The sequence below is a fragment of the Pantoea sp. XY16 genome (genome assembly GCF_025153065.1).
In the GTDB taxonomy this organism is placed as follows: Bacteria; Pseudomonadota; Gammaproteobacteria; order Enterobacterales; family Enterobacteriaceae; genus Pantoea; species Pantoea alfalfae.
The window spans coordinates 1-26,869 of record NZ_JANZNP010000008.1; the positions used below are offsets into that span (position 1 = coordinate 1).

The following is a 26,869-nucleotide window of genomic DNA, read 5'->3' on the forward strand; positions in this document are numbered from 1 at the left end:
CGTCCACGGTGGCGGTGCCGAGCTCGGTGTCGCCGTCGGAGATCACCACGGTGGAGCCGGGCTCCATGCCGCCGCCGTTAATGGTCGGGGTGCTGTCGCTGGTGCTTGCGCCGTCCGCCACCGGGTTACCGGCGTCGTCGGTCAGGCCGGGCACGGTTTCGCTGGTGTCGACGTTCACGTTCACGGTGTCGCTGCTGGCGTTGCCGTTCGCGTCGGTGCCGTCGATGACGAGTGCATGCTCGCCGTCGTCCAGCGGATTTTCCGGCGTGAAGGTCCAGTTGCCGTCCGCGTCCACGGTGGCGGTGCCGAGTTCGGTGTCGCCGTCGGAGATCACCACGGTGGAGCCTGGCTGCATGCCGCCGCCGTTAATGATCGGGGTGCTGTCGCTGGTGGTGCTGCCGTCCGCCACCGGGTTACCGGCGTCGTCGGTCAGGCCCGGTACGGTAGCGCTGGTGTCGCCTTCTGCCGGGTTACCTGCGTTGTCCCCCGCGCCCGGGGTAGAATCACTGCCATTGTCTTCTGCCGGGATACCTGCATCATCACTCACGCCCGGCGTTGTGTCGCCGGTGTCGATGATAACGTCGACAGTGCTGCTGCTGGCGTTGCCGCTGGCGTCGGTGCCGTCAACCACGAGCGCGTGCTCGCCGTCGGCCAGCGGGGCGTCCGGGGTAAAGGTCCAGTTACCGTCCGCGTCCACGGTGGCGGTGCCGAGTTCGGTGTCGCCGTCGGTGATCACCACGGTGGAGCCGGGCTGCATGCCGCCGCCGCTGATGGTCGGCGTGCTGTCGCTGGTGCTTGCGCCGTCCGCCACCGGGTTACCGGCGTCGTCGATGAGAGATGGCGTTGTGGCAGGAACAACGCTGGCAGCACTATTGTCTTCACTGGTTGCTGCAGAGTTATCTTCATTCGCTGCTACAGAGTTGTTATTTCTTGAACCCCCACTGCCACCAGAGTTTGACGCTGCAGCCACACCAATCAATGCAGCAAGACCACCTAAAACACCTCCCGCTACATAGACATTGTCCGCGATAAGGGGATCCGTCGAGGTCGAAACAAGTTCATAAACGCTATTAACCGAATCATAGTCATACGCGTAAATCACACCGTCTGAACCAGAGGCTGTCATGACCGGTATTTCTTCTGCGCTGACGTTCTGCAGGATGATGTCATACTGCTCACCCGTGACATCATCCACCAGCTTGAATTTCATCTGGCCATTCGCTTTTGACGCAATGATCTTCTGGGGAGGCTGCCCATCAACACTGTGAACTTCATAGGACGCAGCCTGTGGCATTGACTCCAATGCCAGCGACTTTCCAGGTTGTAAAGCATGTTTAGCAATAACATTGCCCTGAGTATCTTTAATAATTAATTGTGTTTTCATTTTTCACCAATAGTGTTGAAATGAATCTGGCGGTTAAAAAGTAGCCAGATGCTGCTGTGTTATTTTGATAAAAAAATTTAAAACAGTGAGTTAACCTCCAGATGGCAGTGAGTTATGGCCCGATAACGCGGTGTCATAAAAATGACTAAAAATATATTTTTTATCTTAACGCTTAATAATTAGTGTGATTTGACACTCTGTTTAATAATGCTGACCGGTTTTTTCTTAGCTCTGCTATAGGGTTGGTTATTCATTGCCATGGCAAGGTTTTATCCTGTTTGATGGCTAAGCACTTATCTGAGTAGATAGATAAGTGTTTATCACTTTCATCACTCATATCTTATAGAGAGAAGGATGGTTTAGTTAGTTCTTTAACTTTAATCTGTATTCTTACAAATAAAATCATGAAAGGGAATTTACACACTCTTATCCACACGCTGTAGAGGAGTAATCTAAGTTGGTTTGATCAGACAGTATAAAATAAGTTATTATGGATTTTTTTCGATTTTAAACTCCGAAAAACAACTGATCAGACCTTGCATGCAGGAATTTTTTGTCAATCTTGTGTAAATGTATTTAATAATCCGCTACCAGCGCAGAAATGATTTTCGTTTGTTTCTGTTTTTATTAATAATTAATAATATCAGTAGCTTATATGTATTTATTCGGCCTGATTGAGCATTTTCATTATAAATTTAAACGTAGAAAATACGATTGGAGTTAATGCTGTTTTAACAAGAAATAATCGTGCATTATCACATGGCAATAAATAACATCGTTTCATATTTAGCAATAAATGCACTTTTCAAAATCAGCTCATTGATAAGAACGATAGATCGCAATTTTATAACTGTTGTTAAAATAAAGATGTATATCTATCAGGGTTTATAGGGAGTGATAAACCCGGGCAGGCTATACCTGATTTGAAGTTAATGATGGGTTTTTAAACGCAACATTTTTGCTTTTTAACGATGTAGAGTGAAAAATTATTAACTTTCATTCCTGATCGGGAAGGGTGCTTAATACAGAAGGGTAAAATCGTGCTTACCTCAGCGATAAGTATGTTGCTGTTCAGACCGTAGACTGTTTAATCGGGGAAGGTAACGGATAGATAATCTGGCGAGACCTGCCGGGCGGTGGTAACACCCGGCAAGTGATTGAGCTAATCAGTCAATTAATGAAGACAGCACTGCTTATACTTTTTGCCGCTGCCGCACGGGCAGGGATCGTTACGGCCGGGCAGTTTCTCAGCTGAAACAGGTTTCTGTGGCACGGGAATCGCTTCCGGCTGGGAGATCCAGTGGTCATGCAGCGCCAGCGCAGCAGGGCGGATTGCCTCAATGCTGGCTTCCATCTCCTCCGGCGTCATAGCGTCAATCTTTTCGAGGTTCTCTTCCACGCCGTGCAGGGCGATAGCATCCAGCGCAGGCTGCAGATCCGCTGGCAGAGCAGACCAGTCGGTCAGCGCGACACCGCGCATATAGCCGAAGCACCACTCTTCAACCACGGTAAACTCCAGACCCTCCATCTCGCGGATGCCAAACAGCGGTTCGAACTGCTCCGGGAATTCAGATAAGCGATCAGCCACATCATTCATATGCTGGAAGCACAGCGACATAAAACGCGTCATTTCACGCTCGTTGCTCCATTTTGGAATCTGCTTCTCGCCACCCCACAGCGCCACCAACCACTGGCTGGGTTCGACGGTCACAGGGCCGGAGAGAACGGCAGTCAGCAGACCATCCAGTTCGGAGACATCAATAATCGACGCTTCGCTGCCATATTTTTCCAGCATATCTTCCAGCCATTGCAGCTCTTTTTCGGACAGTGGGCCTTCTTTCATGCGGTTGCCTCCCGGGCATATCAAATTTCAGCGCGGCGTTAAGCCTCAAAACCGCAGCAGTGTACACCCTTGTGGGCTGCAACACAGCTAACCCTGTTCGGGCATTCCCTGGCAGTTAAACCGTGTTCAGCCTCTCTGTCACCTGTTATGCAACTACAGTCACGTACGTTCTGGCGCTGCAGCCGCTCAGCTACGCGTTAAATAAATGACTGACAGAAGGAAAACAGCGTTTCCTGCAGCATGGTTTTGGCTGGCTTTTTCACACGGATCGTCGCTATCGGCCAGTGGATGGACAGATTAACAATGCGACCTAATCTGCCTGCTGGCGGATGGTGTCACCTTCTCGCAGATCTCCGCGCTGTCGGGCTATATCGGCGCCTACGCCAGTTTTATCGGCTACGACAAACGTCACGATAATGCGGTTGTGGTGCTGCAGAGCGGCTTTAACCGGAGCAACAATTCAGGCATTGCGTTGTTGGTCGATCTGGCAACTCAGGATAAAGTGGTCTGATCCGTTATCTGGCCTGTGTGCAGTAAGGCAAACAGCGCTGTTTTCCCTGCACATAGCATCAGCACAACGGAACGGAAGTGCGATAAACTTTAGCCTGACTGTCAAAATTCAACGTGGAAATCATTATGCGCAGGACTCAACGTGTACTTTTATCAATGGGATTACTGGTTGGCTCGCTGAGCCTGATCCCCGCTGTACAGGCTGCTGGCGAAGCAACGGATACCGTTCCGCCACCGCCGCAGATCCAGCCCGCTAATCCTGATGCTCAGACCGCGACGCCTGATACCGGCAGCGTTCAGCCAGATGCCGGTGCGGCGCAAAACCAGGCACCGACCAGCTCACAGTCTAATGATGGTATTACGCCCACCACGCCAAACACGCCGTCAACGGTGAATGGTGCGCGCCCTGATTATGAACTCAGCACCATCATCATCGACTACAAACAGTACAAAATCGGTGACATCGTGCCAGAGAAGTACACCGATAAAACTTTCACCATTACCGAGTGGCAAAAGCGTAATCTGCCTGCCCCGCAGGAAAATACTCACTGGGCGTATATCAACGCCAACTACATTCTGATTACCAATGACACTGGCAAAATCGTCATGGGTAAATCGGGTGATATCTTCTTCCGTGGCTAATTCCGTGGATAAATAAAATCAGCCGGTCGTGATGACCGGCTTTTTTTTAGCTGAAACGTTCTGCACTAAAGCTGGCCAGCATCGGATGCTTCTCACCGCTTACGATCTCCTCCGCCAGTAATTCCCCGACAATCAGCGCCAGCGTTGCGCCCGAATGCGTGAACGCCACATAACAGCCCGGCACCTTTTGCAGTTGTCCCAGCACCGGATCGCCATCGCCCGGAATCGGCTTCAGGCCAGTCTTCCAGCTCTGAACGCTGAGCGGCTCGTCACCCCGTAACAGCTTGCTCGCTTCGTCCGCCAGCTTTGCCACGACCTGCTCATCAATATAGTAATCACCTCCGGCCAGCGGCTGGATATTCTCTTCATACCAGTCATGATCCAGCGCGTAACGGTTGCCGGGATTAGGCCGGATGGCGGCGCGGGGCGTGTTCAGCACCGCTTTCAACTCATGGCTGCCTGGTTCCGTGATGACCAGCATGGAGACCGGCGATCCGTTGGGGATCGTCACGCCGAGAGGTGCTACCACATCCGGTGTCCAGGGGCCACAGGCGACCACCACCGCATCTGCCCGCAGCTCACCCTGTTCAGTGCGGATGCCACAGGCGCGGCCCTGATCGGTGAGCACGCTGGCTGTACCGGCATGTTCTATCACTTCACCCCCGCGCGCCCGAAACTGATTCACCAGATACTCTGTGAGGTGTGGCAGGCTGACCCAGCCTTCACCAGGATTAAATATTGCCTGCGACGGCAGCGCGTCGGGATTGATGGCCGCATCCGCCTGCGCCACGTTATCCGCAGTCATGAGTTGTGAGTCGTAGCCGTGGGTTTTCTCATAAGCATGCCGCGCCTGGGTTCCGGCTGCATCGTCTTTAAACCAGCAGAGCCCGCCATCGAAACGTAGCCAGTCAAGGTCAGGATGTTGAGCAAACAGGGTGCGATAGCGATCGATACCCGCCATGCGCAGCGCATGGTAGGGCAGGGAGCGCTCACCCGCTGAGTTGAGCCACGACAGTGAACGTCCCGATGCGCCGGAGCAGAGTGCAGCTTCGGTCACCAGCGTCACCGCCGCTCCGCGTTTTGTCAACTCCAGCGCCGTCGACACACCGATGACGCCACCGCCCAGTACCACCACTTTTATTTCATTTTTTAACGCCATTATCAGGTTCCTTGCTCAGTTACAGCACTTCAGAGAGAAAACGTTGCAGTCGCGGCGACTGCGGTGCATCAAAAATGGCACCCGGCGGTCCGGCTTCAACAATCTCGCCTTCGTCCATAAACACCACCTGATCTGCCACCTTGCGTGCAAAGCCCATTTCATGGGTCACTACAACCATTGTCATGCCGCGACGGCAGAGATCCGCCATCAGCGTCAGGACACCTTTCACCAGTTCGGGATCGAGCGCGGAGGTCGCCTCGTCAAACAGCATCACCTCAGGATCCATCGCCAGCGCGCGGGCAATCGCGACGCGCTGCTGCTGACCGCCGGAGAGATCGCGTGGCCGGTGATCGGCGCGTTGCCCCAGGCCCACCTCTTCCAGTCGCTGACGCGCAATCGCCATCGCCTGCGCTTTAGGCAAGCCTTTAACCCGCCACGGGGCCAGCGCCACGTTCTCCAGCGCGCTGTGGTCGGGGAAGAGATTGAAATGCTGAAACACCATGCCAATCCGCAGCCGCAGCGCATCGGGTTTGTCGTGCAGCACCGATCGGTCAGCCAGCAGCACATCCCCGGACTGCGGTTCATGCAGCCGGTTGATGCCGCGCAGCAGCGTCGATTTACCCGAGCCGGATGGTCCGATAATGCAGGTAGTACTGCCAGGCGCGACCCGCAGCGAGACGTTACGCAGCACCTCAATCGGGCCATAGGCCAGCGTCAGATCGCGCAGCTCCAGGCTGGCGCCGTGCCAGCTCGCGCCGTTCAGATTATTCATGGGTGCCTCCGATTCGGGGTTGCGTGACCAGTGAAACCCCGGGCGCTCTGACTTCATCCACTTCTTTTAAGCCGCTTTTCGGTGCCGTCAGGCGACGGCGGCCGGTGCGATAGCGCACATCGACATAGTTGACCATGTGTGTCAGCGGCACCGTGATGATCAGATAGAACAGCCCGGCCAGCATCAGGGGCGAGAGGTTGCCAGTGAGCACTGCCGCATCCTGACCCACGCGAAACAGCTCCCGCTGCTGGGTCATCAGGCCCAGCAGGTAGACCAGCGATGAATCTTTGATGATGGCGATGAACTGGTTAACGATGGCGGGCAGCACACGGCGGATCCCCTGCGGGATGACCACCAGCCGCATTGCCCGGCCATAACTCATCCCCAGCGCCCGGCAGGCCTCCATCTGGCCGCATTCCACGCTCTGAATACCGGCGCGGAAAATCTCGCCCATATAGGCGCTGGCGATCAGGCTGAGGGCGAAGATCCCCAGCGGATAGGGTGTAGGACCGAACAGCTGATAGCTGAATCGCGCCAGGCCCTGACCAATCAGCAGAATGGTCAGAATCGAAGGCAGACCGCGGAACAGATCGGTATAGAGCCGGGCAGGTAGTCGCAGCCAGCGTGAGGGCGAGATGCCCATCAGCGCCAGCAGAAGACCAGACAGCGTGCCGAGCAGCGTAGCTGCCAGCGAGATAATCACCGTGTTGACCAGCCCGGTGGTCAGCATCTGCGGCAGTACTTCCATCATTGATGGACAATCAAAGAAGGTGCGGGAAAGAATCGTGAGCAGGTCCATCGCCGTCTCCATGCAGGGTGGGGGATCCCCCGGTTAACTCAGGACGCGGACGTCCGCATCTTTACTGCCCGCCAGGCAGATACTGTTTTGGCATCGGCGATCCGGGGAACCACTTCTCGTAAAGTCGTTTCCAGGTGCCATCCTGCATGGCTGCTTTAATGGCGCTGTCCAGCGCGGTCTTGAAGGCGGGTTTGCCTTTGGCAATGGCAATGCCGGCCGGTGCATCAAACGAGGGGATGTCGGCGGCAGAGACCAGCTTAAAGCGGTCGGCGTAGCTTTTTGCTGCCTCGTAGTCGAGGAAGATCGCGTCGAGCGTACCGTTGTTGAGCGCGGAAACTGCGCTGTTGTTATCCGGGAAGCGCACGAGATCGGTCTGGGTGAAGTGTTCGACGGCATAGCTCTCCTGCAGCGTACCCTGGACCACCCCAAGCCGGCGTTTTGCCAGGGTGGCGACATTCTTGACGCCGCTGTCAGAGCGGGTCAGCACGGTGAGAAATCCCGCCAGATAACCCGTCGAAAAGTCGACCGTCTTTTCCCGCGCCGGAGTGATACCGATAGCCGCCACCGCCGCGTCATACTGACCGTTAGCCACGGCCGGCATAATCGCCGAGAAGTCCTGACCAATAAAATCGACCTTATCGATCCCGATTCGGTGGGCGACATTCCGGAAGAACTCGACGTCAAAGCCGGTAAACTCACCGCTGGCATCCGTGAAGGTGTAAGGTTTTGAGTCGCCGACGCTGGCGATGCGTAGCTGACCCGGTTCGATCAGCCCATAAGGATTGTTATCGCTGGCAGCCAGCGTACAGAACGAAAGTGAACAGAGTGCGAGCGTGGTGCCGAGCAGCTTGCCCAGGGTGGTTTGCGATTTCATAGCTCATCCGTTTTTGCAGGTTTAAACATCAGAGACAGTTGAGCCAGCAATTATAATTGAGACCGGTCTCAACGCAGGTGGCACCTCAAGACGTGGGCATTGTGAGACCGGTCTCAAGGGGTTATAATGAGTTTAAGCACAGCCTTTTTTCGGCGTCAATATTCCTGTCATCAACCTGTGATTCAAAATAATTATGACGAGTCAGAAACGACAATCGAAAGCGCCTACCGTGGCGGATGTGGCACGTGCAGCAAACGTCTCTAAAGCTCAGGCGGCCCGTGCGCTGGGCGGTTATGGGGCCGTCAGTGATGAGGTGCAGGAGCGGGTCAGCAGCGCGGCCTCAGCGCTGGGCTACCGTCCGAATGCTTTGGCCCGCAGCATGAATACCGGGCGTTCTCATACCATCGGTGTGATTGTCGGTGATATCGAAAACCCTCACTTTGGCCTTGCGCTGCGCGGCATGGCCGATGTAGCGCGCACGGCCGGTTACCATCTGCTGCTTAGCAACAGCGATGAGAAACTGCAGACTGAGCAGGATGCAGTGCGGGTGATGCTGGAAAAGCGGGTCGACGGCATTATCGTTGCGCCATGCTGTTCGGAGCACCAGCACAACAGCCATCTGACGCAGGTACTGGAAGAGGGCAGAGCGCTGAAATTATTTGATCGCGCAGTGACTGACCTTGATGTGGAAGCGATCTGCTGCGAATTTACGGATGTCGCCGCAGAAGCGACCGCCCGATTGCTGGAGGCAGGTCATCGTCATATCGCCTATGTTACCAGCATGGCGCTGGCAACCGATTACAGAGCACCAGAGGATTTTGGCCTGACGCCGGTTGCTCAGCGCGTTGGCGGCATGATGCAGGCCTTTGCTGCCGCGGGCGTGGAGTTTGATCCAACGCTGGTGAAAGTGAACGCGCTGGATGAAGCGGAGATTGCCCGTATTGTGGCTGAGCTGTGGCAGCGTCCGCAGCCGCCCACGGCGCTGGTGGCCTCTGACAGCGTGGTCGCGATGTGGCTGCTGCGGGAAGTCACGCAGCGCGGACTGCGCATCCCTGCCGATCTCTCATTTGTGATGTATGACAATTTTCCGTGGAGTGAGATTGTCACGCCGCCGCTGACGGTGGTGGCGCAACCGGTCTATGAGATGGGCCGTGAGGCGGCACGACGCCTGATTGCGGAGATACGCGGCGAGGCAGCCGGGCCAATGCCGCGCTTTGACGCCCGCCTGATGATTCGCCAGTCGATTGCTGCGCCGGCCAGCCTGATCAGCGCGGAATGATCAGGTTATCCGGGCCAGCCGAGCAGGCGGCTTAGCTGGCGCGTAGCTGCGGTAATTTGCGTGTCGCTGCAGTTGCCATAGCCAATAACCAGCCCCTGCTGTACCCGTTCCTGCAGATAGAAGGTCGAGAGAGCCGTGGGTGCGTATCCCGCCTGGAGCAGTTTGCGGGTGATAGCGACGTCATCCCGATGAGGATCGAGTGGCAGCACCAGATGCATACCGCTGTTACCGCCCAGCAGCGGAATCGACTGACCCGCAGCGCGCTGCAGTTCGGTTCGCAGCCATGCCTGTCGCTGACGATAGAGACGACGCATTTTACCGAGATGGCGGCGATAATCACCACTGAGAATAAAATGCGTCAGTGCCTGCTGCTCCAGACGGTTTCCGCCGCGCAGTAGCTGATGAAGCGCTGGTCGCAGTCGACTGACCAGCGGGGCGGGCAGTACCATAAAACCGATGCGCAGCGCAGGGAACAACGTCTTGCTGAAAGAACCAAGATAGATAACCGGGGCATTATCGGTCATGCCCTGCATCGCCATGACAGGCTCGCCGTGGTAATGGAAGTCGCCATCATAATCATCTTCAATAATCCAGGCCTGGTGCTGCTGCGCAGCAGCAATCAGCGCCAGACGCCGGGCCGCGCTCATTACCGCGCCGGTGGGATACTGATGGGTAGGCGTTGTATAAATCAGACGGGGCGGAGTCCGTTCCCAGTGTATCGGCTCGGGGGCAAGACCCTGCTGATCGATGGGGATCGGGACAACGTTAAGCTCCCCGGCCTGCAGAGCGGCTTTGGCACCGCGATAGCCGGGCTCTTCAATCCAGCCATGGTCGCCAGGATTGCTTAACAGGGCGACGCACAACGTTAGCGCCTGCTGCACACCTTCGGTAATCACAATCTGTCCGGCATCACAACGTACACCACGCGTGAGACGCAACTGCTGCGCCAGTACATCACGCAGTTCGGGATCGCCAAACGGATCGCCATAGCCGAGTAGCTGCGGTGGCGTGTGACTCAATATCTGATTCAGCGTCCGGCGCCATGCAGCCAGCGGGAAATGGGTCAGAGCGGGGATACCGGGACGCAGGGGCAATGCGCCGCTGTCCATTTCCCTGCTGTGGTGAAAGAGATCAATTCGTTTTGCCAGCGGCCAGCTGGCTAACGTATCGTCATCCGTCTGTACGGCAGGTAAAGCCAGCGGGCTGATGCGGCTGCCTTGCCGATCGCTCATCAGATAGCCCTCTGCCTGTAGCTGTGTCCAGACGTTAAGCACCGTATTCCGTGAAACCTTTAGCTCAGGTGCCAGCTGACGCGTGGACGGTAACATCGTTCCGGCAGCAAGCTGACCCTGCAAAATGCCCTGTTTTATCCGCCGATAAAGTTGCTGCTGCAGTGTGGTCCCTGCTGCTGGTATCAATGGAGCCAGCAGCAAATCTGGGATCTCTGGCTTCATGACCTGCTCCGTGGATCCATCATTTTTCATGATTGTGGTACTTTTTAACCCACCATGATAGTGGCAATCTGCAGATATCATCTGTAGCCGGGAGGCGATATGTCACAACACCTGAATCAATTCGGTCAGCCGGTCGGTCAGCCTTTACCAGACTGGCAACCCCGTCCTTTGCCCCAGCATCAGGTTTTCACCGGCGAGTCGTGTCGGCTGGAGCCGTTCAGTGCAGCACGGCATGGTGATGCACTGTCTGAGGCCTGGGAGATGGCTGAGGATGGACGCGACTGGACTTACCTGCCAGCCGGTCCCTTTACCGAACGCCAGGCATGGCAGGCGTATGCCGCACAGCTTGAAGTGAGCCGCGATCCGCTGCATTTTGCTGTGATCGATCTCGCCACCGACCAGGCGGTGGGGAGCCTGTCGTTAATGCGCATCCAGCCTGAATATGGCGTGATGGAAGTCGGGCATGTCATGTTTTCGGCCCGGCTGAAGCAGACCCGCATGGCAACGGAGGCGCATTTCCTGCTAATGCGTTACGCGTTTGAGACGCTGGGTTATCGTCGCTATGAATGGAAATGCGACAGCTGTAATGCCCCGTCGCGTAAGGCGGCGGCACGGCTGGGCTTCCGGTATGAAGGCGAGTTCCGTCAGGCAATCGTCTACAAAGGGCGTTCGCGTGACACCAGCTGGTTTTCGATTATCGACAGCGAATGGCCGCAGGTGAAAAAGGGCCTGAAGCGCTGGCTGGCGGAGGATAACTTTACCGCCGAGGGTCAGCAGCGCGAAAAGCTGGAGGCGCTTCGCGACAGACCCTGACCGGGCGATAACGGGATCACATTACAATATCTTTCAGGACCGCCGCCAGCAGGGTGGTGGTCATCAGGATAGACAACCGTTTGATCCAGCGCATATCGGTGGTCAGGGTCACAACGTCATTTCTCAGGCTGTCGACAGCCGAAGTTAATCGGAAATTCATTTCACTGAGAGCGACATCCAGCTTATCCAATTTGCCTTCTGACTGATTAAAACGGATGGCCAGTTTGTCTGTTTTTCTTTCAACATGGCCAAGCCGCTCGTCTATCTGATGTACTTTTGTTGTGAGCTGACCAGGCCGCTCATCTATCTGATCAACTTTGGCCGTAAGTTTGCCGAGTCGATCGTCCATCTGGTCGATTTTGGTCGCGAGGTTACCGATCCGATCGTCTGTCTGGTCGGCTTTTGTCTGAAGCTGGCCGATCCGGACGTCAATATGATTGGTTTTGGTCTGAATCTGACCGAGTTGCTTCCCGACCTGTGCGCCTGGCGGCCTCTGCTGCATATCGTTAAACACCTCCACCATCGCCTCCGCTTGCTGATCGTCGATCCCTGCCTGTTGCAGCGCTTTAAAGGCTTTATGGGTACTCATCATTGTGCTTGTCATCACGACACCTCCCTGTGTACTCCAGCGATAACCGCATCATGACAGGCACAAAGCGTATCCCTACTCAGCTGGTTGTATTTTGCGCGCCATGCCGAAAAATATCAATTAGTTCAAAAGGTAACGTGCAGCGAAGTATGGGCTGGTTCGCAACAGAGAGCCGATGACAGTATGAGGTGCCTCTGCGGATTACCGCAGAGGCGGAAGGGGAAAAAACGGCGTTATGGCTGTGGTACGATTTTAATTTCAACCATACCGATGCCCAGTTTGCGCGGATCCTGGCCGGTGATATTGCCGATGTTACTCAGCTGCGGTTCCGGTGGCGCAATCACCAGCTGATGGCTGGCGTTTGGGTTGTCGAAATGCAGAGTATGCGTCGATACCTCTTCGCCCAGCGACAGCAGTTGCTGCTGATCGCCAACCCGAACCGGGATCGCGCGGTGTGCGTTGGGGCCATATGCGCGTGCGGTAATGACCAGATCAAACTTAGCCGGAAGCGCATCGACATAATCGATATGCACTTCTGGCGCGAGATTGGCGTTTGACCAGCGCCCCCAGCTCTCTGGCCGTGAGATGCCGCTGAAGCTTTTAACCGTTTCTGGCGCGCCAGGCACGTCGAGCCGGAAGCTGTCAGCGCTATAGCGAATGTTGTTATCTTCAATCCGGATCTGCGCCAGGTTCTGCTGGTAACGTGCCTCGCTGACAACGCCGTCCGGAAACTGCACTTTGCCTTTCCATTGCGGTTTGTCGACATGCGTCACGGTTGGCGTGCCGCCAAGCTGCCCCATCGCCACACAGAGATCGCCGGAGAGGGCCAGCGAAGGCTGCCAGAGTCGTGCCATTTTAAAACAGCGATCCACCCAGAGAAATTTATCGGCTGAGGCGAAATCGGCCAGCTGATAGCGCAGCGGGGCCGAATATTCCCCTTCCGGCATCGGCTCCACATGCTTATCGCTGATGCGGAACAGAATCGGCAGTTTAAAGGTGGTGCCTGAGAAGCTGAACGTATTCTTCGCCTGATCCACCGTGAAGTTGTCTATCTTCTTCGGGAAATTCCAGAGCTGAATAATGTCAGGTTTCCAGCTCGCCACCTTACTCTTCATATCGTCGAACTGGGTGGAAAGTGAAAGAGAAGAAAGGCTGCTGCGGCCCAGGCCAATCGCGTTATCGCCGCCGAGAATATCCAGCAGCGTTGCGCCATTATCCAGTGTGCTGCGCTTCGCTTCCATCAGTTCCGCCTGCGGTTTATCACCCCGGATCACCATGAATAGATTACGACGAGGTTGTTTGACCAGCCACGGATGCGCCGTATTATTCATGGCCAGATGATCGGAGCTCACCACAATCACGGTATTTTTAAACCACGGCGACGCTTTGATGCGCGCAATCAGTCGCGCCACATGTTCCTGCGAGCAGGCGACCGCACTGAAGGACTGATTCGGTTTGCCTGCAATGCTGTAGCTTCTGCGATCGCAACTGCGTGAGATAAACCCGTCCGGGTGATGCGTATCGACGGTCAGCGTAAACAGCGCAAAAGGTTTACCGGCCTGGGAGAGTTCCTGATATTTTTCAAAGACTTCGTCCAGCACCGTATCGTCGTAATAACCCCAGTTATTGCGGTAAGCAGGATCGGCAACGCGGCTTTTCAGCTCCTGCGAACCATAAAGATTTTCAGGGTCGAAACCGTGCGATTTCAGGAAGACATCTTTACCGGCAAAACGGAGATCGGCACCCTGAATAAACCAGTTCTGGTAGCCGGAGTTTTTCAGGATGTCGCCCAGACAGACGTTTTGCGGATAGAAGCTGGAGAGCGACGCCGACGCATTGCCGTCAAACGGCGCAAACAGCGGAATGCCGCACTGTGAGGCGACCATACCTGCAATGGTGTAGTCGGTGCCGGGTAACTGTTCGGTTTCGCTGAAGTCGATACTCTGCTCTTTCTGCCGGCTCAGCTCAGGCGCCAGGCCGGGAAAGGCGATGGGGTCGAAATAGGTGCGCTCTAAGCTTTCACCATAGATGTAAACCACGTTGAGGCGCGGCTGTTCAATGCGATTACGCGGCACTTTATAAAAGTTGTCGAAGTCAGAATCGGCCATCTGGGTATGCGACACGATGAGCGTCGCGACCTGACGAAAGGCCGGGGTAGTCTGCACTGAGCCGAGTGCGCAGGCGGCCGCCAGCAGCGACCAGCCCATGTGATGCGGACGCTTACGCCGACGCAGAATCCACGACAGCAGGCAGAACAGCAGGAACAGCACAATAATCAGCCCAATCGCGGGCACCACATACTTACTGACACCCGCGCCGGTCAGGCTATTGGTCAGGGTATAGAGCACCGCATCGTTGATGCCGTCTCCGGTAAAATAGTTGCTGGCATACAGGGTGGCGTTCAGCACAACGAAAAGCACCAGCAGGATAAGAACAAGAATAAACCAGAATTTGTTACGCCCGGCTTTACAGGAATAGATTGCAATAGCGGCCAGAAACAGCACGACGGAGACCAATTCGGACAACGGTAAATCCTCTCTCTACAGGGTTGCACGAGGCTTCACGCAACCGGCCACCTTCGGGGGATGGTTTTTCGACAATCTATATTGGCTGTCATCCGGCTGCAACATATCCGGCCCGATTTGTGCGGTGTAGAGCAGATTGGTTAAGAAGAGAGGTTTTCAGGCGTGACGGTGGCTGGCGCACCGTCAGCAGAGCAGAAGTCAGGACGTTTTTCAGAGTTTGCCGGTGAGGTATTGCGCTTCGCCGTCGGCAAAACTCCAGTCACCTTTGTCGTTGGTGATAAAGCTGATCATTAAATCGTTGCCCTGCACGCCACAGTGCTCACGCAGCTCACGCGCCAGCTCCGCCATAAAATGCTGCTTCTGTTCACGGCTGCGTGGGCTGGTATAAACCCGCACCATCACCAGATTATCGCTGCGGCTGAATCCCAGGCCGGTATCCTGAAACACCATCTGATAGCGCTTGTTTTCCTGAACAATCTGATAACGATCGCGTTCAGGCACGTTAAAAGCTGTCAGCACGGCACGGTGCGCTGCATCCAGCAGTGTACGCAGCTCTGATTCTGAACGACCCTGAATAACATCGAATTGCAGTAGTGGCATAGTGAACTCCTCATCGTGATTAATGCGCCTATGGTGACTTCTTTATCCGGCGGGAAAAAGCGCGTAGCCTGAAATGATTATTCAATATAATGAACAATCGCAATGAAAGAGATGAAAACGGATACGCTATGGGATCATCTTCACTGGCTGACCGTACTGGCTGAGCAGGGCAGCTTTACCCGCGCGGCAGAGCGGCTGGACGTCAGCAAAGCGGCGATGAGTCAGAAAATCAAAGAGCTGGAGCAGATAGCCGGTGTACTGCTGGTACAGCGCACCACACGCAGCGTGCGGCTGACATCGGCGGGTGAGAAGCTGGTGGAGGAGTTGCGCGAGCCTTTTGCCCGCATCGAACAGAGTTTTTTCAGCGTGCGCGATACCGCCGGGCCAGTGCGTGGTCTGGTGCGTATTACCGCGCCGGTGGCGTTTGCCCGACAGCAACTGGTGCCGATTATTGGTGAGTTTCTGCGTGACTATCCGCAGGTGCGTCTGCAGCTGGATGTGACGGATCGCATTGTGTCGCTGAGCAGTGAGGGATTTGATCTGGCAATCCGGCACAGTGACACGCTGCCGGAAACCCATGTGGCGCTGCCGCTGTGTGATACGCAGACAGTACTGGTGGCCTCACCCGCCTATCTTAACGAACAGGGTATACCGAACACGCCGCAGGATCTGGTGCAGCATAACTGCCTTTACTATCCGCGTGGTGTTGAATCACCGCGCTGGCGGTTTGCTACCGCAGCGGATGGCGAAGAGGTGCAGGTCCGGATTCAGGGCAGTTTTGCCACCAACAACAGTGAGTCGATACGCGATGCCGCTCTGCAGGGACTGGGAATCGCGATGCTGCCCGACTTCAGCGCCCGTGAAGCGCTGGCCGCGGGCTCATTGCAGCAGGTGTTATCTGAGTGGCAGCCGGTTGAAGCCTTTGCCGCCCGCCTGTGGATCGTCCGACCCTGGGCGGCGCAGGTGCCCCGCGCAGTCACCACCTTTACGCACTGGCTACGCGCGCGTTTTGACCGTTGATGGCAATGCCAGCGCAGGTGATGGGGTGTCCATCATCTCGCCAATCAGGCTGCTGCGGTTATACAAACCCAGCCGCAGATTGAAGTCGAGATGCAGTCGCTCGTTGCCGGTTAATTTGATAATCGGTGGTGGCGTCTCTGGCCGCTGCTGAAACATCACCGACTGCGCAAAGGCGGTGCTGCTGTCGGCATGCAGGCGCTGATAGTACCAGGCGCTGGCTTCCCCTTTACGCAGATAAAGATTGGCTCGCCGGTATTCGCGCATCGCGATCTGCTGCGCCAGTGACAGGAGCTGACGTGACGGATTATCTACATTTTGCACAATCAGCGGAAAATCATCCCGCTTTTTAAGCTCATGGAAATAGTTGCGGATACCGACGTTTTTAACCGGTGCCAGCTGTTTCAGCCATTCGCGAATGAAGGCATTTTGCGGCGGCGCGGCAATGAACCAGCTCTCGGTGACCGGCGCAAGCAGGTTCAGCGTTGATTGCTCGCGATAGTAGCCGATGAGATCCATTGGCCGCGTCTTGTGAACGCGGTGTACCCAGGCGAGATTCTCAAACAGCAGGGTGCTGCAGTCGATACCGATACCGCCATAGCGGTGAATCAGCTCAAGCCGGATGATTTCACTTTTATGTGCCAGCGTCAGATCGGAAGAGATAAAGCTGAGTTCGGGCAGCCACTGCGACAGGGTGCGCTGCGTAACCAGATAAACCTGGTGATCAGGATTGTCCCGCCGGATTTTACTGATATTCAGCGCCATTGACGTCGGCAGCTGATCGTTATGCCAGACCATCCAGACAATCTTTGGAATCTCAGGCAGATCTTTCTGCTGAGCGATCAATACGACATTATCTTCCTGTCCTGGATCATATTCCGGTGCCTGACAGAGGCTCTGTTGTTTCTTATTCCATAACATCTGGCTACTGAACGATATTCTTTTCCAGTTACGCCAGATTTTATGCGCTGAACGTTGGCGATGTGAAGTCATGGTACACCTGTTATTTTTATTTTCCCGCGATAGTTCAGGCTCTGGCCGTTACGCCTGAGGCGTGAACGGACGGCATTGAATAATGGCTCATCCCGATGAATGCGGGAATTAATGAATAGTTTTCCCTGGTGGCGACGCAGTGCGGGAGCGCGCGATAGTTTCCTCACGGCTTTTTAATTGCACTGCACCTTTTTAATAAAACATTATTTACACATTAGCTATGTCTTTTTTTGACTTTAGGATAATACGGAAATCATCCGGTCACCCTATTGGAATAATAATATCGGCATGGTTAATCAGTTATTTAAATGTGTCTGAACACATAACTAAAGAATATCTGAATATTATGCTGAGCCTTTGGGTTTTCTCAGGGCCTGGACATCAGGATCAGTGAATATTGCGCTTAACGTGTAGCGTAAGCCCGGCTCAACAATTCCCGGAATCGTACAGCCTGAAGAGGATTGTCTACGCTTAAGAAGAACTTACTGAGAAAGGAGCGCGCATGCAGAGTGAATCCTATGGTTTACTGGCGGTTGATAAGCAGGGTAATCGCGTCCTGTTTCTTAATCCGGAAACCTTCGCGGTCGAGCGCGAGCTGAACGCTTTTCCACCGCGGCCGCATGAACTCCTGATGCTGGCCCCCTGGGGCAAAGCGTATGTGCCCATCTATGGTGACGGCGTTCATGGCAATAACCCGCATCCGGGTCACAAAGTGGCGATCATTGATTTGCAGCGTCGCGAGATCAGCGGCTTTATCGATCTGTCGCCGTTGCGTGCCCCACACAGTGGGCAACTGGGCCGTGATGGCAAAGTCTATCTCTGCTGTGAGCAGAGCGCCGCTGTAGCCGTGATCGATCCGCAGACCGACAAAGTGGAAAAGGTCATCCCGATTCCTTCTCACAACGCGCATCGCCTGACGCTGTCACCCAGCGGCCGCAAACTGTTCACCGATAACGAAGAGGATGCGACCATCACCGTCGTGGATCTCTGTGAAGCAGAGGGACGGGTCATCGATACGATTCTGCTGCCGGGTCCGATTGCGGGCATCGCCGCCTCACCAAAACACCCTTATCTGGTCGCCAGCGCCGCGGATGCGCCGTTACTTTATGTGATCGACCGACAGAGCCACCGTATTCGCCAGCGCATTACGCTGCCAGGTCATCAGCAGCCCTGCCAGGTGGTTCGCTTCAGCGCCGATGGCGAACAGCTGGTGGCGATTGGCGATCAGGAACCACTGGTAACGCTGTTTGACGACCTGCTGAATCCGCTGGGCGATATCAGCGTGGGCAACATGCCGATGGATGGCTGCTTCACGCCAGACAGGCAACAGCTGCTGATTGCTAATCAGGATGATGGCACGCTGAGCGTGATCGATCTGGCGCAGGGTAAAGTGATTGCCACGCCGCGTGTCGGAACAGGCTGTGAGGTGCTGGGCTATTTTCCGATTGGTCAGATAAACGGACGGTGATAGATCGCGGAACTCCAGTGGCGGCTGCTGGCATGTTTTTCTGCCTGCCAGCCGCGTTTACGTAATTCGCGCGCAATCATCTTGTTCATGATGCCGTGGCCCAGCAGCAACACTGTGCCACGCTGTGAGTGTCCTATCAGCTTCTCTGCCGCCGCCGAGGCGCGGCTGCGCGCATGTTGCAGCGACTCCGCTTCACCCGCATAACCGCAGAACCACAACAGCCGCAGTAAGGCCAGCCAGCAGATCGTTGGCAGCTGAAAGGCCCCCGTCCGCAGCAGCGGTACGGCGACTTCGCTGTAGAGCGCATCAATCTCATGAGGCTGCAGGCCAAGCTGGCTCAGAGAGGATTGTGCGCGGGGCAGAGGACTGCAGACAATAATCGCGGCCTGACGGGCGATCTCAATACTGCGCGGTGGCGGCCCGTCACTGACTCCGGACTGATCGTAAGCTTCGCACCAGTCTGCAAGTGTCTGCACGCTCTGACGACCCGCGGCCTGGTGGTCAGGTTTACCGTGTCGCATCAGAATAATGGTCATAACACCTCTGTCAGGCTTTTTTTCAGGGTAACGCATTGTCTGCGCTTGCAGAGATTTTTCAGAATAAAGACGAAGTGTCATCTGCAGGTAATCAGGGTGTGCGACAACAGAACCCGATGAAAGGATTTTAGCCTCGCTTATAACGCTCAATGATTAGAGAAAATGCTAACTTACCGTGCAGAGTGATTTTTTATTGTGCGATATGGTGGAGTTAACTGGCTGAATTTGCGCTGAAAATGTGCGATGACGCAATGTGATAGTGAAGTTTTACTAACAAATTTCGTCGGGATGTCTTGATTTATCTACGCGCGTAGATACACTAGGTCCCCAGTGATTGCTCACGGTGCGATGCATAGTAGGCTCCATTGATTGTTAAGTTACATTCGCTCAGTTTAAGCGACCGGTGAAAAATACATCGGCGAAACGGGGCGAAGAACAAGATTCCAACACCAGGGAATCCTTTAACCTTTCATCATGGTTAGTCAACTGAACGTCGCCACCGGGGGAATTCCGCTTTCATCAGGGAATCGACCCATGGACGGGCGTTTATCAATCTGCATACTCATTCAGGGATAGGGTTATGACGGCACACAATTCCGTTAAGCAGCAGGCATCACTGTCTTCCACCTCAGCCGCCGACGAGCGGTTTAACACTTCTTCAGGCCGAAAAGATTTCTGGCGCGCCACTTTCTCATGCTGGCTCGGAACGGCAATGGAGTACGCGGATTTCGCACTCTACGGCCTGGCTGCCGGTATCATCTTTGGCGACGTCTTCTTTCCGGAATCGACTCCCGCGATGGCACTGCTCTCCAGCTTTGCGACCTGGTCCGTCGGGTTTATTGCCCGGCCTATCGGCGCGCTTTTTTTCGGCTGGCTCGGCGACCGCAAAGGCCGTAAGGTGGTGATGATCTCCACCATCATTCTGATGGGCGCTTCCACCACCTTTATCGGCTTAATACCGAGCTATGCCGCGATTGGCGTCTGGGCTCCGGCCTGTCTGGTGCTGCTTCGCTTTACCCAGGGTTTCGGCGCGGGCGCAGAGTTATCGGGCGGCACGGTGATGTTGGGTGAGTATGCGCCGACAGAGCGTCGCGGACTGGTTTCTTCCGTGATCGCACTGGGCTCCAACAGCGGCACGCTACTGGCCTCACTGGTCTGGCTGCTGGTGGTGCAGATGGATCAGCAGAGCCTGCTGGAGTGGGGCTGGCGTATTCCCTTTCTCAGCAGTGCCTTGATTGCCCTGGTTGCGCTGTGGATTCGACGTCATCTGCGTGAAACGCCGGTGTTTGAGCGCAGAAAAGCGGAGATCGAAGCGGAACGTGCAGGCGTACTGGCGGCGCCGGTAGTGGATCAGCGACCGTTCTTCCAGCGTACACGTGCCTTCTGGACCATGGTTGGCCTGCGTATCGGGGAAAATGGCCCGTCCTATCTGGCGCAGGGCTTTATCGTCGGTTACGTCGCGAAGGTACTGATGGTGGATAAGTCCGTGCCGACAACGGCCGTGTTCCTTGCCTCACTGCTGGGCTTCCTGATTATTCCTTTTGCAGGCTGGCTCTCCGACCGTTTTGGTCGCCGGGTGGTGTATCGCGTCTTCTGTCTGTTACTGATGATCTACGCCTGGCCTGCCTTTACGCTGCTGGACACGCGTGAACCGATGCTGGTTATCCCGGTTATCGTGGTCGGTATGGCACTGGCGTCACTGGGTATCTTTGGTGTGCAGGCTGCATGGGGCGTGGAAATGTTCGGTGTTCATCATCGCTACACTAAAATGGCGGTGGCCAAAGAGCTTGGCTCGATTTTATCCGGCGGCACGGCACCGCTTATTGCCGCTGCTATGCTCTCTTATACCGGTCACTGGTGGCCGATTGCGGTCTACTTCTCTGCAATGGCCGCCATTGGATTCTTTACCACCTTTGTCGCTCCTGAGACGCGAGGGCGGAATCTCAATCTGCCTGAAGATGCCATCTAGATTTGCCTGAGGGTGCCATCTGCCATGGGAGAGCGATAAACAGCAGGCCGTGTAAAGCGGCCTGTTTTTTTTATGGAGGAACGTGATGTGCCTAAGTCGTTAACGGGAAAAGTGACCCGCAGTGAAGTTGCGAAAGCGGCAGGCACCTCAGTGGCAGTCGTCAGTTATGTCATTAACAACGGGCCTCGTCCGGTCGCTGAGGCGACCCGCCAGCGGGTACTGGAGGCGATTAAAGCGACCGGTTACCGGCCAAATGCGGCAGCACGCGCCCTGGCATCCGGTAATACCAAAACGTTTGGACTGGTGGTGCCCAACATCGGCAATCCCTTCGTGGCGTCAATGGCGCACGTGTTGTTGCAGGAGTCGATGAACCACGGTCACGTCATGCTGCTGGGTGATGCAGGTGACGATCGCAAACGCGAACTGGAGTTGATTCAGGGGCTGCTCAACCGGCAGGTCGATGGACTGTTTTACAACAGCGTCGATCGCCATCCATACATCGACCTGATTAAAGCAAGCGGAACGCCACTGGTGATGCTGGAGCGGGTTGAGCCTCAGCCGGGTGTGAACATGCTGCGGGTCAATGAACGTCAGGCCGCGTGGCAGGTGACGGCACATCTGTTGAGTCACGGTTATCAGCAGGTGGGGATCATCAGCGGCCCGGTCGATATGCTCAACGCGCAGGATCGTATTCAGGGCTGGCGCGATGCCATGCACGATCGTGGCCTGCCGGTTGATGAGTCGCTGATGTTTCCTGCCAGCTACACCCCACAGGGCGGTTACGAGGCGGCACAAACCATGATCGCCCGCGGCTGTGTGCCTCGTGCGTTGTTTACCAGTAATGAAGGTCAGGCGATTGGCGCGCTTCGCGCCTTTTCCGAACATCACATTCGCGTGCCGCAGGATGTGGCACTGGTCTGCTTTAACGGGACCAATCACTCGTCGTTTCATGTCCCGACATTAACCACCGTGCGTCAGCCACTGCGTGAGATGGCACGCTCTGCGATTCAGATGCTGAAAGAGGGGCAGAGCGAAGCGCAATTAAAGGAGTTTCCACACTATCTTGAAATCGGTGAATCCTGCGGCTGTCAGCCGCAAAGTCAGAGTTAATTTATAAAAATATGAAAAGAATCATTATTGATTGCGATCCCGGCAATGGTATCGCGGGTGCCAACACCGATGATGGGCTGGCAATTGCGCTGGCCTTAGCTTCACCAGCCCTGTCGCTGGAATTGATCACCACCGTAGCGGGTAACACGCCATCTGACGTGGGCGCTCGCGTTGCCAAAGATCTGATCGTCCGGCTGGGATTATCTATTCCGGTCGTACAGGGCGCGACGCAGGCGTTACAGGAAGATCCTGCGCCATGGCGCGAGATGCTGGATCATCGGGTCAATCAGCTTGCGCAGGGAAAACTCTGGCAGGATGTGCGTCAGCCAGCCGATGTTGCGGCGGATGCGCTTGATGCGGCTGACGCTATCGGCAAACTGATTTGCGACAATCCGGGCGAGATTACGCTGGTGGCAATTGGCCCGCTGACGAATGTGGCGCTGGCGATGCAGCGTTATCCCGCCATGGCAGAATCGGTGGCGGAAATTGTGATCATGGGCGGCGTCTTCTCGCTGGATGACTACATCAAAGACACCAATTTTGGTCTGGATCCCGAGGCGGCGCATCAGGTGTTGCACAGCGGTGCTACAGTGACACTGGTGCCGATGGATGTCACCACGCAGACGCTGCTGACCCAGCAGGATCTGACCCGCCTCACCGCCGTCGATCATCCGCTGACCGAATTTGTGCGCGACACGCTGCGACCGTGGATCGACTATTCAATGGAAACCCGTCAGCTGGCGGGATGCTGGATCCACGATGCGCTGGTGGTCGCCTGGTTGCTGAATCAGCGAGTCGCCTCAGGCATCGATTACCGGGTTGATATCGAACTGCGTCCCGGTGCGACGCGTGGCAAAAGCTGGCGTTATCGTCAGCCGCTTCGGCTCACTGTCGGTGTGCCTGATCACTGCGGCGCATCGGTGCATGTGCTGCATAGCGTCGATAACACGCTGCTGTTGTCGATCATTGAACAGGCATTTATGCGCCTGACATCCTGAAGTCATGGGCGATTAACTGCGCCCGCTTACTGCGCGTGATCGGCTGCCATGATAAGGCAGTGATTATCAGCGGCTGACAAAATTTGTCAGGTTGTCAGTAGCATTCGGGCGCAGGCAGAAGATGCAGGGTTTATCAACCAATACAAAGCGTTAGATCGCTTCACACACGTCGATCCAGCGGGCGTTAGTCAGTTCAGCCATCTGCTGTGGCGAGATACGGACGGCGCTGTGGATAGCGCCAGCGGCGGGCAGGACTTCATCAAAGCTGCGCAGTGAAACATCACAGTAGACGGTCAGCGGATTCTCCAGACCGAACGGACAAACGCCGCCCACTGGGTGGCCGGTCCAGTTAATCACCTCGTCGACGCTCAGCATCCGCGCTTTCGCGCCCAGCGCTGCTTTCAGCTTGCGATTATCCAGCCGGGCATCACCGCGTGTCACAATCAGCACCACGTCGTTTTTGACTTTCAGTGACAGGGTCTTGGCAATCTCTCCTGGTGTCACGCCATGGGCGCGTGCAGCCATCCCGACCGTTGCAGTGCTTTCTGCCAGTTCAATAATTTCAATTTCAGGGGCGTGTTCGGCAAAGAACTGGCGCACGGACTCCAGACTCATCTTTCTCTCCAGGCTTATCGAAGGCGTAAAAATTGCCACAAGCCTCAGTGCCTGTAAACGAGATAAACGGAGAATTCGCTGTAATTAAGTCTGTTTAGCTGCCGCTCAGTGTGCAGTTGCCGCATTGTTGGACATCAGGGATGCGATAACGCTGGCAACAGCTGCGACGGACCAGTTCGCCGTTACGCGGGATCATGGTGCGGTAAAGGGGATTTGCGCTGCCATCCAGCAGCCGCTGGTTGAAGAACAGCGCCTGCTCCAGTTGCAGGATCAGCGCCTCATCGATCTGGCTTTTCAGCTCACCCAGGAACCACTGGAATGAGTAGCCCATGTTGTTCCAGATGAGTCGGGCGTTAATATCACCATGCTGCGTAATGCTATCGACCACCGGGATCAGATGCTGCTGAATCAGCCGATCAATGCGCTGCAGGGAATTAAGATAGCGCGCTTCTTCATCTTCCTGCACATCGATCCAGAACGTGGCCGGATGGCCATTCTCATGAAATCCGACGCGAATATGCTCAGGCGAGCAGTCCAGCGCACGTGACTCCTGCAACAACGCCATAATGAGCGGTGGCAGCAGCAGGCCAAAATACCACTGTGCCCAGAGTGACAGCACCGGTTTCGCTTCACGAACGGCATCAGGATGATCGCGATAGAGATAATCACTATAGCGCTGGATGAGCGGACCAAAGGCCTCTGACGCCGACCAGGCGGCAAGTGTCAGCGTATCGCGCGGAGCAGACTGGTTGAACTTCGTCGATTCAAGCAGATAGCTGCGCTGTTGCTGCAGCCGCTCATGCAGACTTTCCGCCAGCGGGCGGTCATTCTGCCGGAAGATCATCGACTGAGCGCTAAAACGCTGTTCCTGAGCTGAAGCAGTTGCCATGACGACTCGCAGAAAGTGTAGATAAGAAAGCAAATGATAATCGTTATTGATTAACTCTACAAGTCGCGTAAAAAAACGTCGCTGCTGGCGGGAAAAAGGCGGGGATTGAGAGCGGTCATCAGGCCGGACAGGGCAGCACTTCGCTCGCCACCGTTCCGTTCAGTAACGACCGCATTATGCTTACTCAGGCATGTTCGCTGGACGTCTGAGGCTGCTGTCGGGGCAAATCTTCCCAGGCCAGGATGGTATTGCGACCCTGATTTTTAGCCACATATAACGCGCTGTCCGCATTGGCGACCGCCAGATCGAACTCATTATCATAAATGGGCGCGATACCCGCACTGATAGTAACGTGGGTTGAAACGGTCTCATTGAAAAGGTGAGGGATTTCTAAATCCAGCACATACTGGCGGATTCGCTCTGCCAGCTTCATGGCGATGGAACTGTTCACATTGGTCATCAGCACCAGAAACTCTTCGCCGCCGTAGCGGGTGACGACATCACGCGAACGCACTGCATCACGAATCGCGACAGAGACCCGCGCCAGCGCCTGGTCGCCCATCGCATGTCCATAGTTATCGTTGTAGGCCTTGAAGTGATCGATATCCAGCAGCAGCACGTAGTGGCTGCCAGCATGGTTTTCCAGAATATTATCGAGCCGGTTCTTCAGGCCGCGGCGGTTATAGAGTCCGGTCAGCGGATCGAGCATGCTGAGATCGCTGAATGTCTCTTTCTCTTCATAGAGCTGATGCATGAGGCGCAGGGTAAAGCTGTCGGCACGGCGGCGCATCAGATGCTGCAGGGAGAAACCGATCAGGGGCAGGATGATGGTCAGCAGGATCAGCGGCAGATGCTGTCCATTGTCGAGCAATAGTACGGTGAATACCGGCGGCGCGACGTGCAGACAAAAAGCACCCAGATAATCGCTCAGGGCGATGGCACTGATAAATAACACACTGATCAAACTGATAATAAGAAAGCCACCATCAAAATAGAACACCTGATGAAAGCGATAATTAATGTGCAAAGCCCAGAGCATGCCGAGCAGGAGTGCTACAGGATTTAACAGGGGAAGTTTTAGTCTGGGCCATATTAAATAGGTAATTAACATGATGCCGCTAAACGCAGCGACACAAATTACCGGCAGGGTCGCGTCATTTGTCTCATTGCTCATTACGGGCAGCAGATAAAATAGCGAAACGGCGATATTTAAAAAGAGAAAAAGCATCACTGAAAGCCGGTATTTACTCTGTTTCAGTTCTTCATATGATTGTAATTTCATTATAAATACTCGTGACGGCCCTGAAATACCAAAGCGCAAGCCGGCAAAAAAAGATTCTGCCAGAGAGTGAGCAAATTATTGCTGTTGCTGTTATTAAAAGTGTTATCGGCCGCAATCTAGCATTTTCCAACTGGTCTGTCATCTTCGTTGCCGGACGTGACAAAAACAGGCTGCAAGGCCGTTAAAACTGTCATATGATAATGGGAATGCTTATCATTTGAGGTTTGCGTCATGGGGATAGCGATTATTGCGGCCTGCGGCCTGTGGGGGGTCAGCTGGGCATTGGGTAAAAAGCTGGATAGCGCGTGGGGCGTATTGCTGCCCTGCATCGCACTGCCGCTGTTCGCCTTGTGGGAACCGAGCTTCAGTCAGTGGCGGATGGTGATGACGGTTGCACTGCTACTGACGGTCGTAATGCTGTTTAGCCCGCGTCTGCGTCACTATCTGCTGCTGCCCTCCTGTCTGGCGTTAGCAGGCGGACTGGCGGCTATCTCTGTGAATTTTCATCTGATTTAATCGGGGCGGAGCGGCTGAAAATTGTCGTACAGCATGAAGCGACCGGATGAGCGAAACCAGGCTGAAAAAATGAGGTGAGCAGGGGATAAAACGATACTGCAAGGGAAGCTGAAGGGCATTGCGGGAAAAACTGAGGATGACAACGTTGGTGCGAAGAGAGGGACTTGAACCCTCACGTCCGTTAAGACACTAACACCTGAAGCTAGCGCGTCTACCAATTCCGCCACCTTCGC

At 55.1% G+C, this 26,869-nt stretch carries 24 protein-coding genes and 1 tRNA gene; 9 read left to right on the top strand and 16 right to left on the bottom strand.

Annotated features, from left to right (window positions below; genetic code table 11):
- Together N1689_RS13255 and N1689_RS13260 are read right to left on the bottom strand one after the other, a co-directional pair.
- Positions 1-1,384, bottom strand: a 1,384-nt coding sequence (locus tag N1689_RS13255) for an Ig-like domain-containing protein (protein ID WP_260059123.1), incomplete at its 3' end; no start/stop codon positions are given.
- Between the two features lie 1,174 nt (positions 1,385-2,558).
- A complete protein-coding gene (locus tag N1689_RS13260; protein WP_150010999.1) occupies positions 2,559-3,227 on the bottom strand; it encodes a YecA family protein in 669 nt (222 codons plus the stop codon).
- A gap of 636 nt (positions 3,228-3,863) precedes the next feature.
- On the opposite strand from N1689_RS13260, the gene N1689_RS13270 reads away from it, so the two are divergent.
- Positions 3,864-4,379, top strand: a complete 516-nt coding sequence (locus N1689_RS13270) for an RcnB family protein (RefSeq protein WP_161735949.1) — start codon at positions 3,864-3,866, stop codon at positions 4,377-4,379.
- A gap of 46 nt (positions 4,380-4,425) precedes the next feature.
- Here the strand turns inward: N1689_RS13270 and N1689_RS13275 are convergent, their stop codons facing one another.
- The 4 genes from N1689_RS13275 to N1689_RS13290 form a co-directional block, all read right to left on the bottom strand.
- On the bottom strand, positions 4,426-5,538 hold the full coding sequence (locus tag N1689_RS13275) for an FAD-binding oxidoreductase (protein ID WP_260059124.1): 1,113 nt from the start codon (positions 5,536-5,538) through the stop codon (positions 4,426-4,428).
- A gap of 19 nt (positions 5,539-5,557) precedes the next feature.
- Positions 5,558-6,310: an amino acid ABC transporter ATP-binding protein gene (locus N1689_RS13280; protein WP_061061528.1), complete on the bottom strand. Its 753-nt coding sequence runs from the start codon at positions 6,308-6,310 to the stop codon at positions 5,558-5,560.
- Positions 6,303-7,109, bottom strand: a complete 807-nt coding sequence (locus N1689_RS13285) for an amino acid ABC transporter permease (protein WP_260059125.1) — start codon at positions 7,107-7,109, stop codon at positions 6,303-6,305. The genes N1689_RS13280 and N1689_RS13285 overlap by 8 nt, the downstream gene beginning before the upstream one ends.
- Positions 7,110-7,170: 61 nt before the next feature.
- Complete coding sequence (locus N1689_RS13290) at positions 7,171-7,983, bottom strand: ABC transporter substrate-binding protein (protein WP_222924616.1); 813 nt, start codon at positions 7,981-7,983, stop codon at positions 7,171-7,173.
- 193 nt (positions 7,984-8,176) lie between these two features.
- Between N1689_RS13290 and N1689_RS13295 the strand changes: the two genes are divergently transcribed.
- On the top strand, positions 8,177-9,262 hold the full coding sequence (locus N1689_RS13295; protein ID WP_260059126.1) for a LacI family DNA-binding transcriptional regulator: 1,086 nt from the start codon (positions 8,177-8,179) through the stop codon (positions 9,260-9,262).
- Positions 9,263-9,267: 5 nt separating this feature from the next.
- On the opposite strand, the gene N1689_RS13300 is transcribed toward N1689_RS13295, so the two are convergent.
- Positions 9,268-10,716 carry a PLP-dependent aminotransferase family protein gene (locus N1689_RS13300; protein ID WP_260059127.1) on the bottom strand — a complete coding sequence of 483 codons (1,449 nt, stop codon included), beginning with the start codon at positions 10,714-10,716 and terminating at the stop codon, positions 9,268-9,270.
- Between the two features lie 99 nt (positions 10,717-10,815).
- On the opposite strand from N1689_RS13300, the gene N1689_RS13305 reads away from it, so the two are divergent.
- Positions 10,816-11,529 (top strand): GNAT family N-acetyltransferase, encoded by a 714-nt coding sequence (locus N1689_RS13305; RefSeq protein WP_161735955.1) that lies wholly within the window; start codon positions 10,816-10,818, stop codon positions 11,527-11,529.
- Between the two features lie 16 nt (positions 11,530-11,545).
- Here the strand turns inward: N1689_RS13305 and N1689_RS13310 are convergent, their stop codons facing one another.
- The 3 genes from N1689_RS13310 to N1689_RS13320 all read right to left on the bottom strand — a co-directional run bounded on the left by N1689_RS13310 (position 11,546) and on the right by N1689_RS13320 (position 15,243).
- Positions 11,546-12,133, bottom strand: a complete 588-nt coding sequence (locus N1689_RS13310; RefSeq protein ID WP_260059128.1) for a hypothetical protein — start codon at positions 12,131-12,133, stop codon at positions 11,546-11,548.
- A gap of 218 nt (positions 12,134-12,351) precedes the next feature.
- Positions 12,352-14,643, bottom strand: a complete 2,292-nt coding sequence (gene opgB / locus N1689_RS13315) for a phosphatidylglycerol--membrane-oligosaccharide glycerophosphotransferase (RefSeq protein ID WP_161735957.1) — start codon at positions 14,641-14,643, stop codon at positions 12,352-12,354.
- A 210-nt stretch (positions 14,644-14,853) separates the two neighbouring features.
- A complete protein-coding gene (locus tag N1689_RS13320; RefSeq protein WP_098051578.1) occupies positions 14,854-15,243 on the bottom strand; it encodes a tautomerase family protein in 390 nt (129 codons plus the stop codon).
- Positions 15,244-15,345: 102 nt separating this feature from the next.
- Between N1689_RS13320 and N1689_RS13325 the strand changes: the two genes are divergently transcribed.
- Positions 15,346-16,263, top strand: coding sequence for a LysR family transcriptional regulator (locus N1689_RS13325; protein WP_222924610.1), 918 nt, complete (start codon positions 15,346-15,348; stop codon positions 16,261-16,263).
- Here the strand turns inward: N1689_RS13325 and N1689_RS13330 are convergent.
- A complete protein-coding gene (locus tag N1689_RS13330) occupies positions 16,240-17,253 on the bottom strand; it encodes a glycosyltransferase family 32 protein (RefSeq protein WP_161735960.1) in 1,014 nt (337 codons plus the stop codon). The genes N1689_RS13325 and N1689_RS13330 overlap by 24 nt on opposite strands.
- A gap of 502 nt (positions 17,254-17,755) precedes the next feature.
- Here N1689_RS13330 and N1689_RS13335 point away from each other — a divergent pair.
- Positions 17,756-18,721: a WD40 repeat domain-containing protein gene (locus tag N1689_RS13335; protein WP_161735961.1), complete on the top strand. Its 966-nt coding sequence runs from the start codon at positions 17,756-17,758 to the stop codon at positions 18,719-18,721.
- Here N1689_RS13335 and N1689_RS13340 read toward each other — a convergent pair.
- The gene (locus N1689_RS13340) at positions 18,703-19,257 is read right to left on the bottom strand and encodes a histidine phosphatase family protein (RefSeq protein WP_161735962.1); all 555 of its coding nucleotides are present in this window, start codon (positions 19,255-19,257) and stop codon (positions 18,703-18,705) included. The genes N1689_RS13335 and N1689_RS13340 overlap by 19 nt on opposite strands.
- Before the next feature lie 580 nt (positions 19,258-19,837).
- On the opposite strand from N1689_RS13340, the gene N1689_RS13345 reads away from it, so the two are divergent.
- The 3 genes from N1689_RS13345 (at position 19,838) to N1689_RS13355 (ending at position 23,334) form a co-directional block, all read left to right on the top strand.
- Positions 19,838-21,226 (top strand): MFS transporter, encoded by a 1,389-nt coding sequence (locus tag N1689_RS13345; protein WP_222924608.1) that lies wholly within the window; start codon positions 19,838-19,840, stop codon positions 21,224-21,226.
- Positions 21,227-21,313: 87 nt separating this feature from the next.
- Positions 21,314-22,336: a LacI family DNA-binding transcriptional regulator gene (locus N1689_RS13350; protein WP_222924606.1), complete on the top strand. Its 1,023-nt coding sequence runs from the start codon at positions 21,314-21,316 to the stop codon at positions 22,334-22,336.
- Between the two features lie 11 nt (positions 22,337-22,347).
- Positions 22,348-23,334, top strand: coding sequence for a nucleoside hydrolase (locus tag N1689_RS13355; protein ID WP_161735965.1), 987 nt, complete (start codon positions 22,348-22,350; stop codon positions 23,332-23,334).
- Between the two features lie 150 nt (positions 23,335-23,484).
- Here the strand turns inward: N1689_RS13355 and N1689_RS13360 are convergent, their stop codons facing one another.
- The 3 genes from N1689_RS13360 to N1689_RS13370 form a co-directional block, all read right to left on the bottom strand.
- Positions 23,485-23,949, bottom strand: coding sequence for a YbaK/EbsC family protein (locus N1689_RS13360; protein ID WP_098051571.1), 465 nt, complete (start codon positions 23,947-23,949; stop codon positions 23,485-23,487).
- 94 nt (positions 23,950-24,043) lie between these two features.
- Entirely contained in the window at positions 24,044-24,838 is a 795-nt protein-coding gene (fhuF, locus tag N1689_RS13365) for a siderophore-iron reductase FhuF (RefSeq protein ID WP_161735966.1), read from the bottom strand.
- A gap of 184 nt (positions 24,839-25,022) precedes the next feature.
- The gene (locus N1689_RS13370) at positions 25,023-26,120 is read right to left on the bottom strand and encodes a diguanylate cyclase (protein ID WP_161735967.1); all 1,098 of its coding nucleotides are present in this window, start codon (positions 26,118-26,120) and stop codon (positions 25,023-25,025) included.
- Positions 26,121-26,351: 231 nt separating this feature from the next.
- Here N1689_RS13370 and N1689_RS13375 point away from each other — a divergent pair, with 231 nt between their 5' ends.
- Positions 26,352-26,636 (top strand): DUF1435 domain-containing protein, encoded by a 285-nt coding sequence (locus tag N1689_RS13375; protein ID WP_161735968.1) that lies wholly within the window; start codon positions 26,352-26,354, stop codon positions 26,634-26,636.
- A 146-nt stretch (positions 26,637-26,782) separates the two neighbouring features.
- Here N1689_RS13375 and N1689_RS13380 read toward each other — a convergent pair.
- A tRNA-Leu gene (locus tag N1689_RS13380) sits at positions 26,783-26,869 on the bottom strand.

Excerpts from the sequence above, each read along its gene's own strand:
- N1689_RS13345 (WP_222924608.1), top strand. The coding sequence starts at position 19,838 with ATGACGGCACACAATTCCGTTAAGCAGCAGGCATCACTGTCTTCCACC.
- N1689_RS13280 (WP_061061528.1), bottom strand. The coding sequence starts at position 6,310 with ATGAATAATCTGAACGGCGCGAGCTGGCACGGCGCCAGCCTGGAGCTG.
- N1689_RS13325 (WP_222924610.1), top strand. The coding sequence starts at position 15,346 with ATGAAAGAGATGAAAACGGATACGCTATGGGATCATCTTCACTGGCTG.
- N1689_RS13290 (WP_222924616.1), bottom strand. The coding sequence starts at position 7,983 with ATGAAATCGCAAACCACCCTGGGCAAGCTGCTCGGCACCACGCTCGCA.
- N1689_RS13375 (WP_161735968.1), top strand. The coding sequence starts at position 26,352 with ATGGGGATAGCGATTATTGCGGCCTGCGGCCTGTGGGGGGTCAGCTGG.
- N1689_RS13305 (WP_161735955.1), top strand. The coding sequence starts at position 10,816 with ATGTCACAACACCTGAATCAATTCGGTCAGCCGGTCGGTCAGCCTTTA.
- fhuF (WP_161735966.1), bottom strand. The coding sequence starts at position 24,838 with ATGGCAACTGCTTCAGCTCAGGAACAGCGTTTTAGCGCTCAGTCGATG.
- N1689_RS13285 (WP_260059125.1), bottom strand. The coding sequence starts at position 7,109 with ATGGACCTGCTCACGATTCTTTCCCGCACCTTCTTTGATTGTCCATCA.
- N1689_RS13335 (WP_161735961.1), top strand. The coding sequence starts at position 17,756 with ATGCAGAGTGAATCCTATGGTTTACTGGCGGTTGATAAGCAGGGTAAT.
- N1689_RS13330 (WP_161735960.1), bottom strand. The coding sequence starts at position 17,253 with ATGACTTCACATCGCCAACGTTCAGCGCATAAAATCTGGCGTAACTGG.
- N1689_RS13340 (WP_161735962.1), bottom strand. The coding sequence starts at position 19,257 with ATGACCATTATTCTGATGCGACACGGTAAACCTGACCACCAGGCCGCG.
- N1689_RS13260 (WP_150010999.1), bottom strand. The coding sequence starts at position 3,227 with ATGAAAGAAGGCCCACTGTCCGAAAAAGAGCTGCAATGGCTGGAAGAT.
- N1689_RS13300 (WP_260059127.1), bottom strand. The coding sequence starts at position 10,716 with ATGAAGCCAGAGATCCCAGATTTGCTGCTGGCTCCATTGATACCAGCA.
- N1689_RS13355 (WP_161735965.1), top strand. The coding sequence starts at position 22,348 with ATGAAAAGAATCATTATTGATTGCGATCCCGGCAATGGTATCGCGGGT.
- N1689_RS13360 (WP_098051571.1), bottom strand. The coding sequence starts at position 23,949 with ATGAGTCTGGAGTCCGTGCGCCAGTTCTTTGCCGAACACGCCCCTGAA.
- N1689_RS13270 (WP_161735949.1), top strand. The coding sequence starts at position 3,864 with ATGCGCAGGACTCAACGTGTACTTTTATCAATGGGATTACTGGTTGGC.
- N1689_RS13310 (WP_260059128.1), bottom strand. The coding sequence starts at position 12,133 with ATGACAAGCACAATGATGAGTACCCATAAAGCCTTTAAAGCGCTGCAA.
- N1689_RS13295 (WP_260059126.1), top strand. The coding sequence starts at position 8,177 with ATGACGAGTCAGAAACGACAATCGAAAGCGCCTACCGTGGCGGATGTG.
- N1689_RS13320 (WP_098051578.1), bottom strand. The coding sequence starts at position 15,243 with ATGCCACTACTGCAATTCGATGTTATTCAGGGTCGTTCAGAATCAGAG.
- N1689_RS13370 (WP_161735967.1), bottom strand. The coding sequence starts at position 26,120 with ATGAAATTACAATCATATGAAGAACTGAAACAGAGTAAATACCGGCTT.
- N1689_RS13275 (WP_260059124.1), bottom strand. The coding sequence starts at position 5,538 with ATGGCGTTAAAAAATGAAATAAAAGTGGTGGTACTGGGCGGTGGCGTC.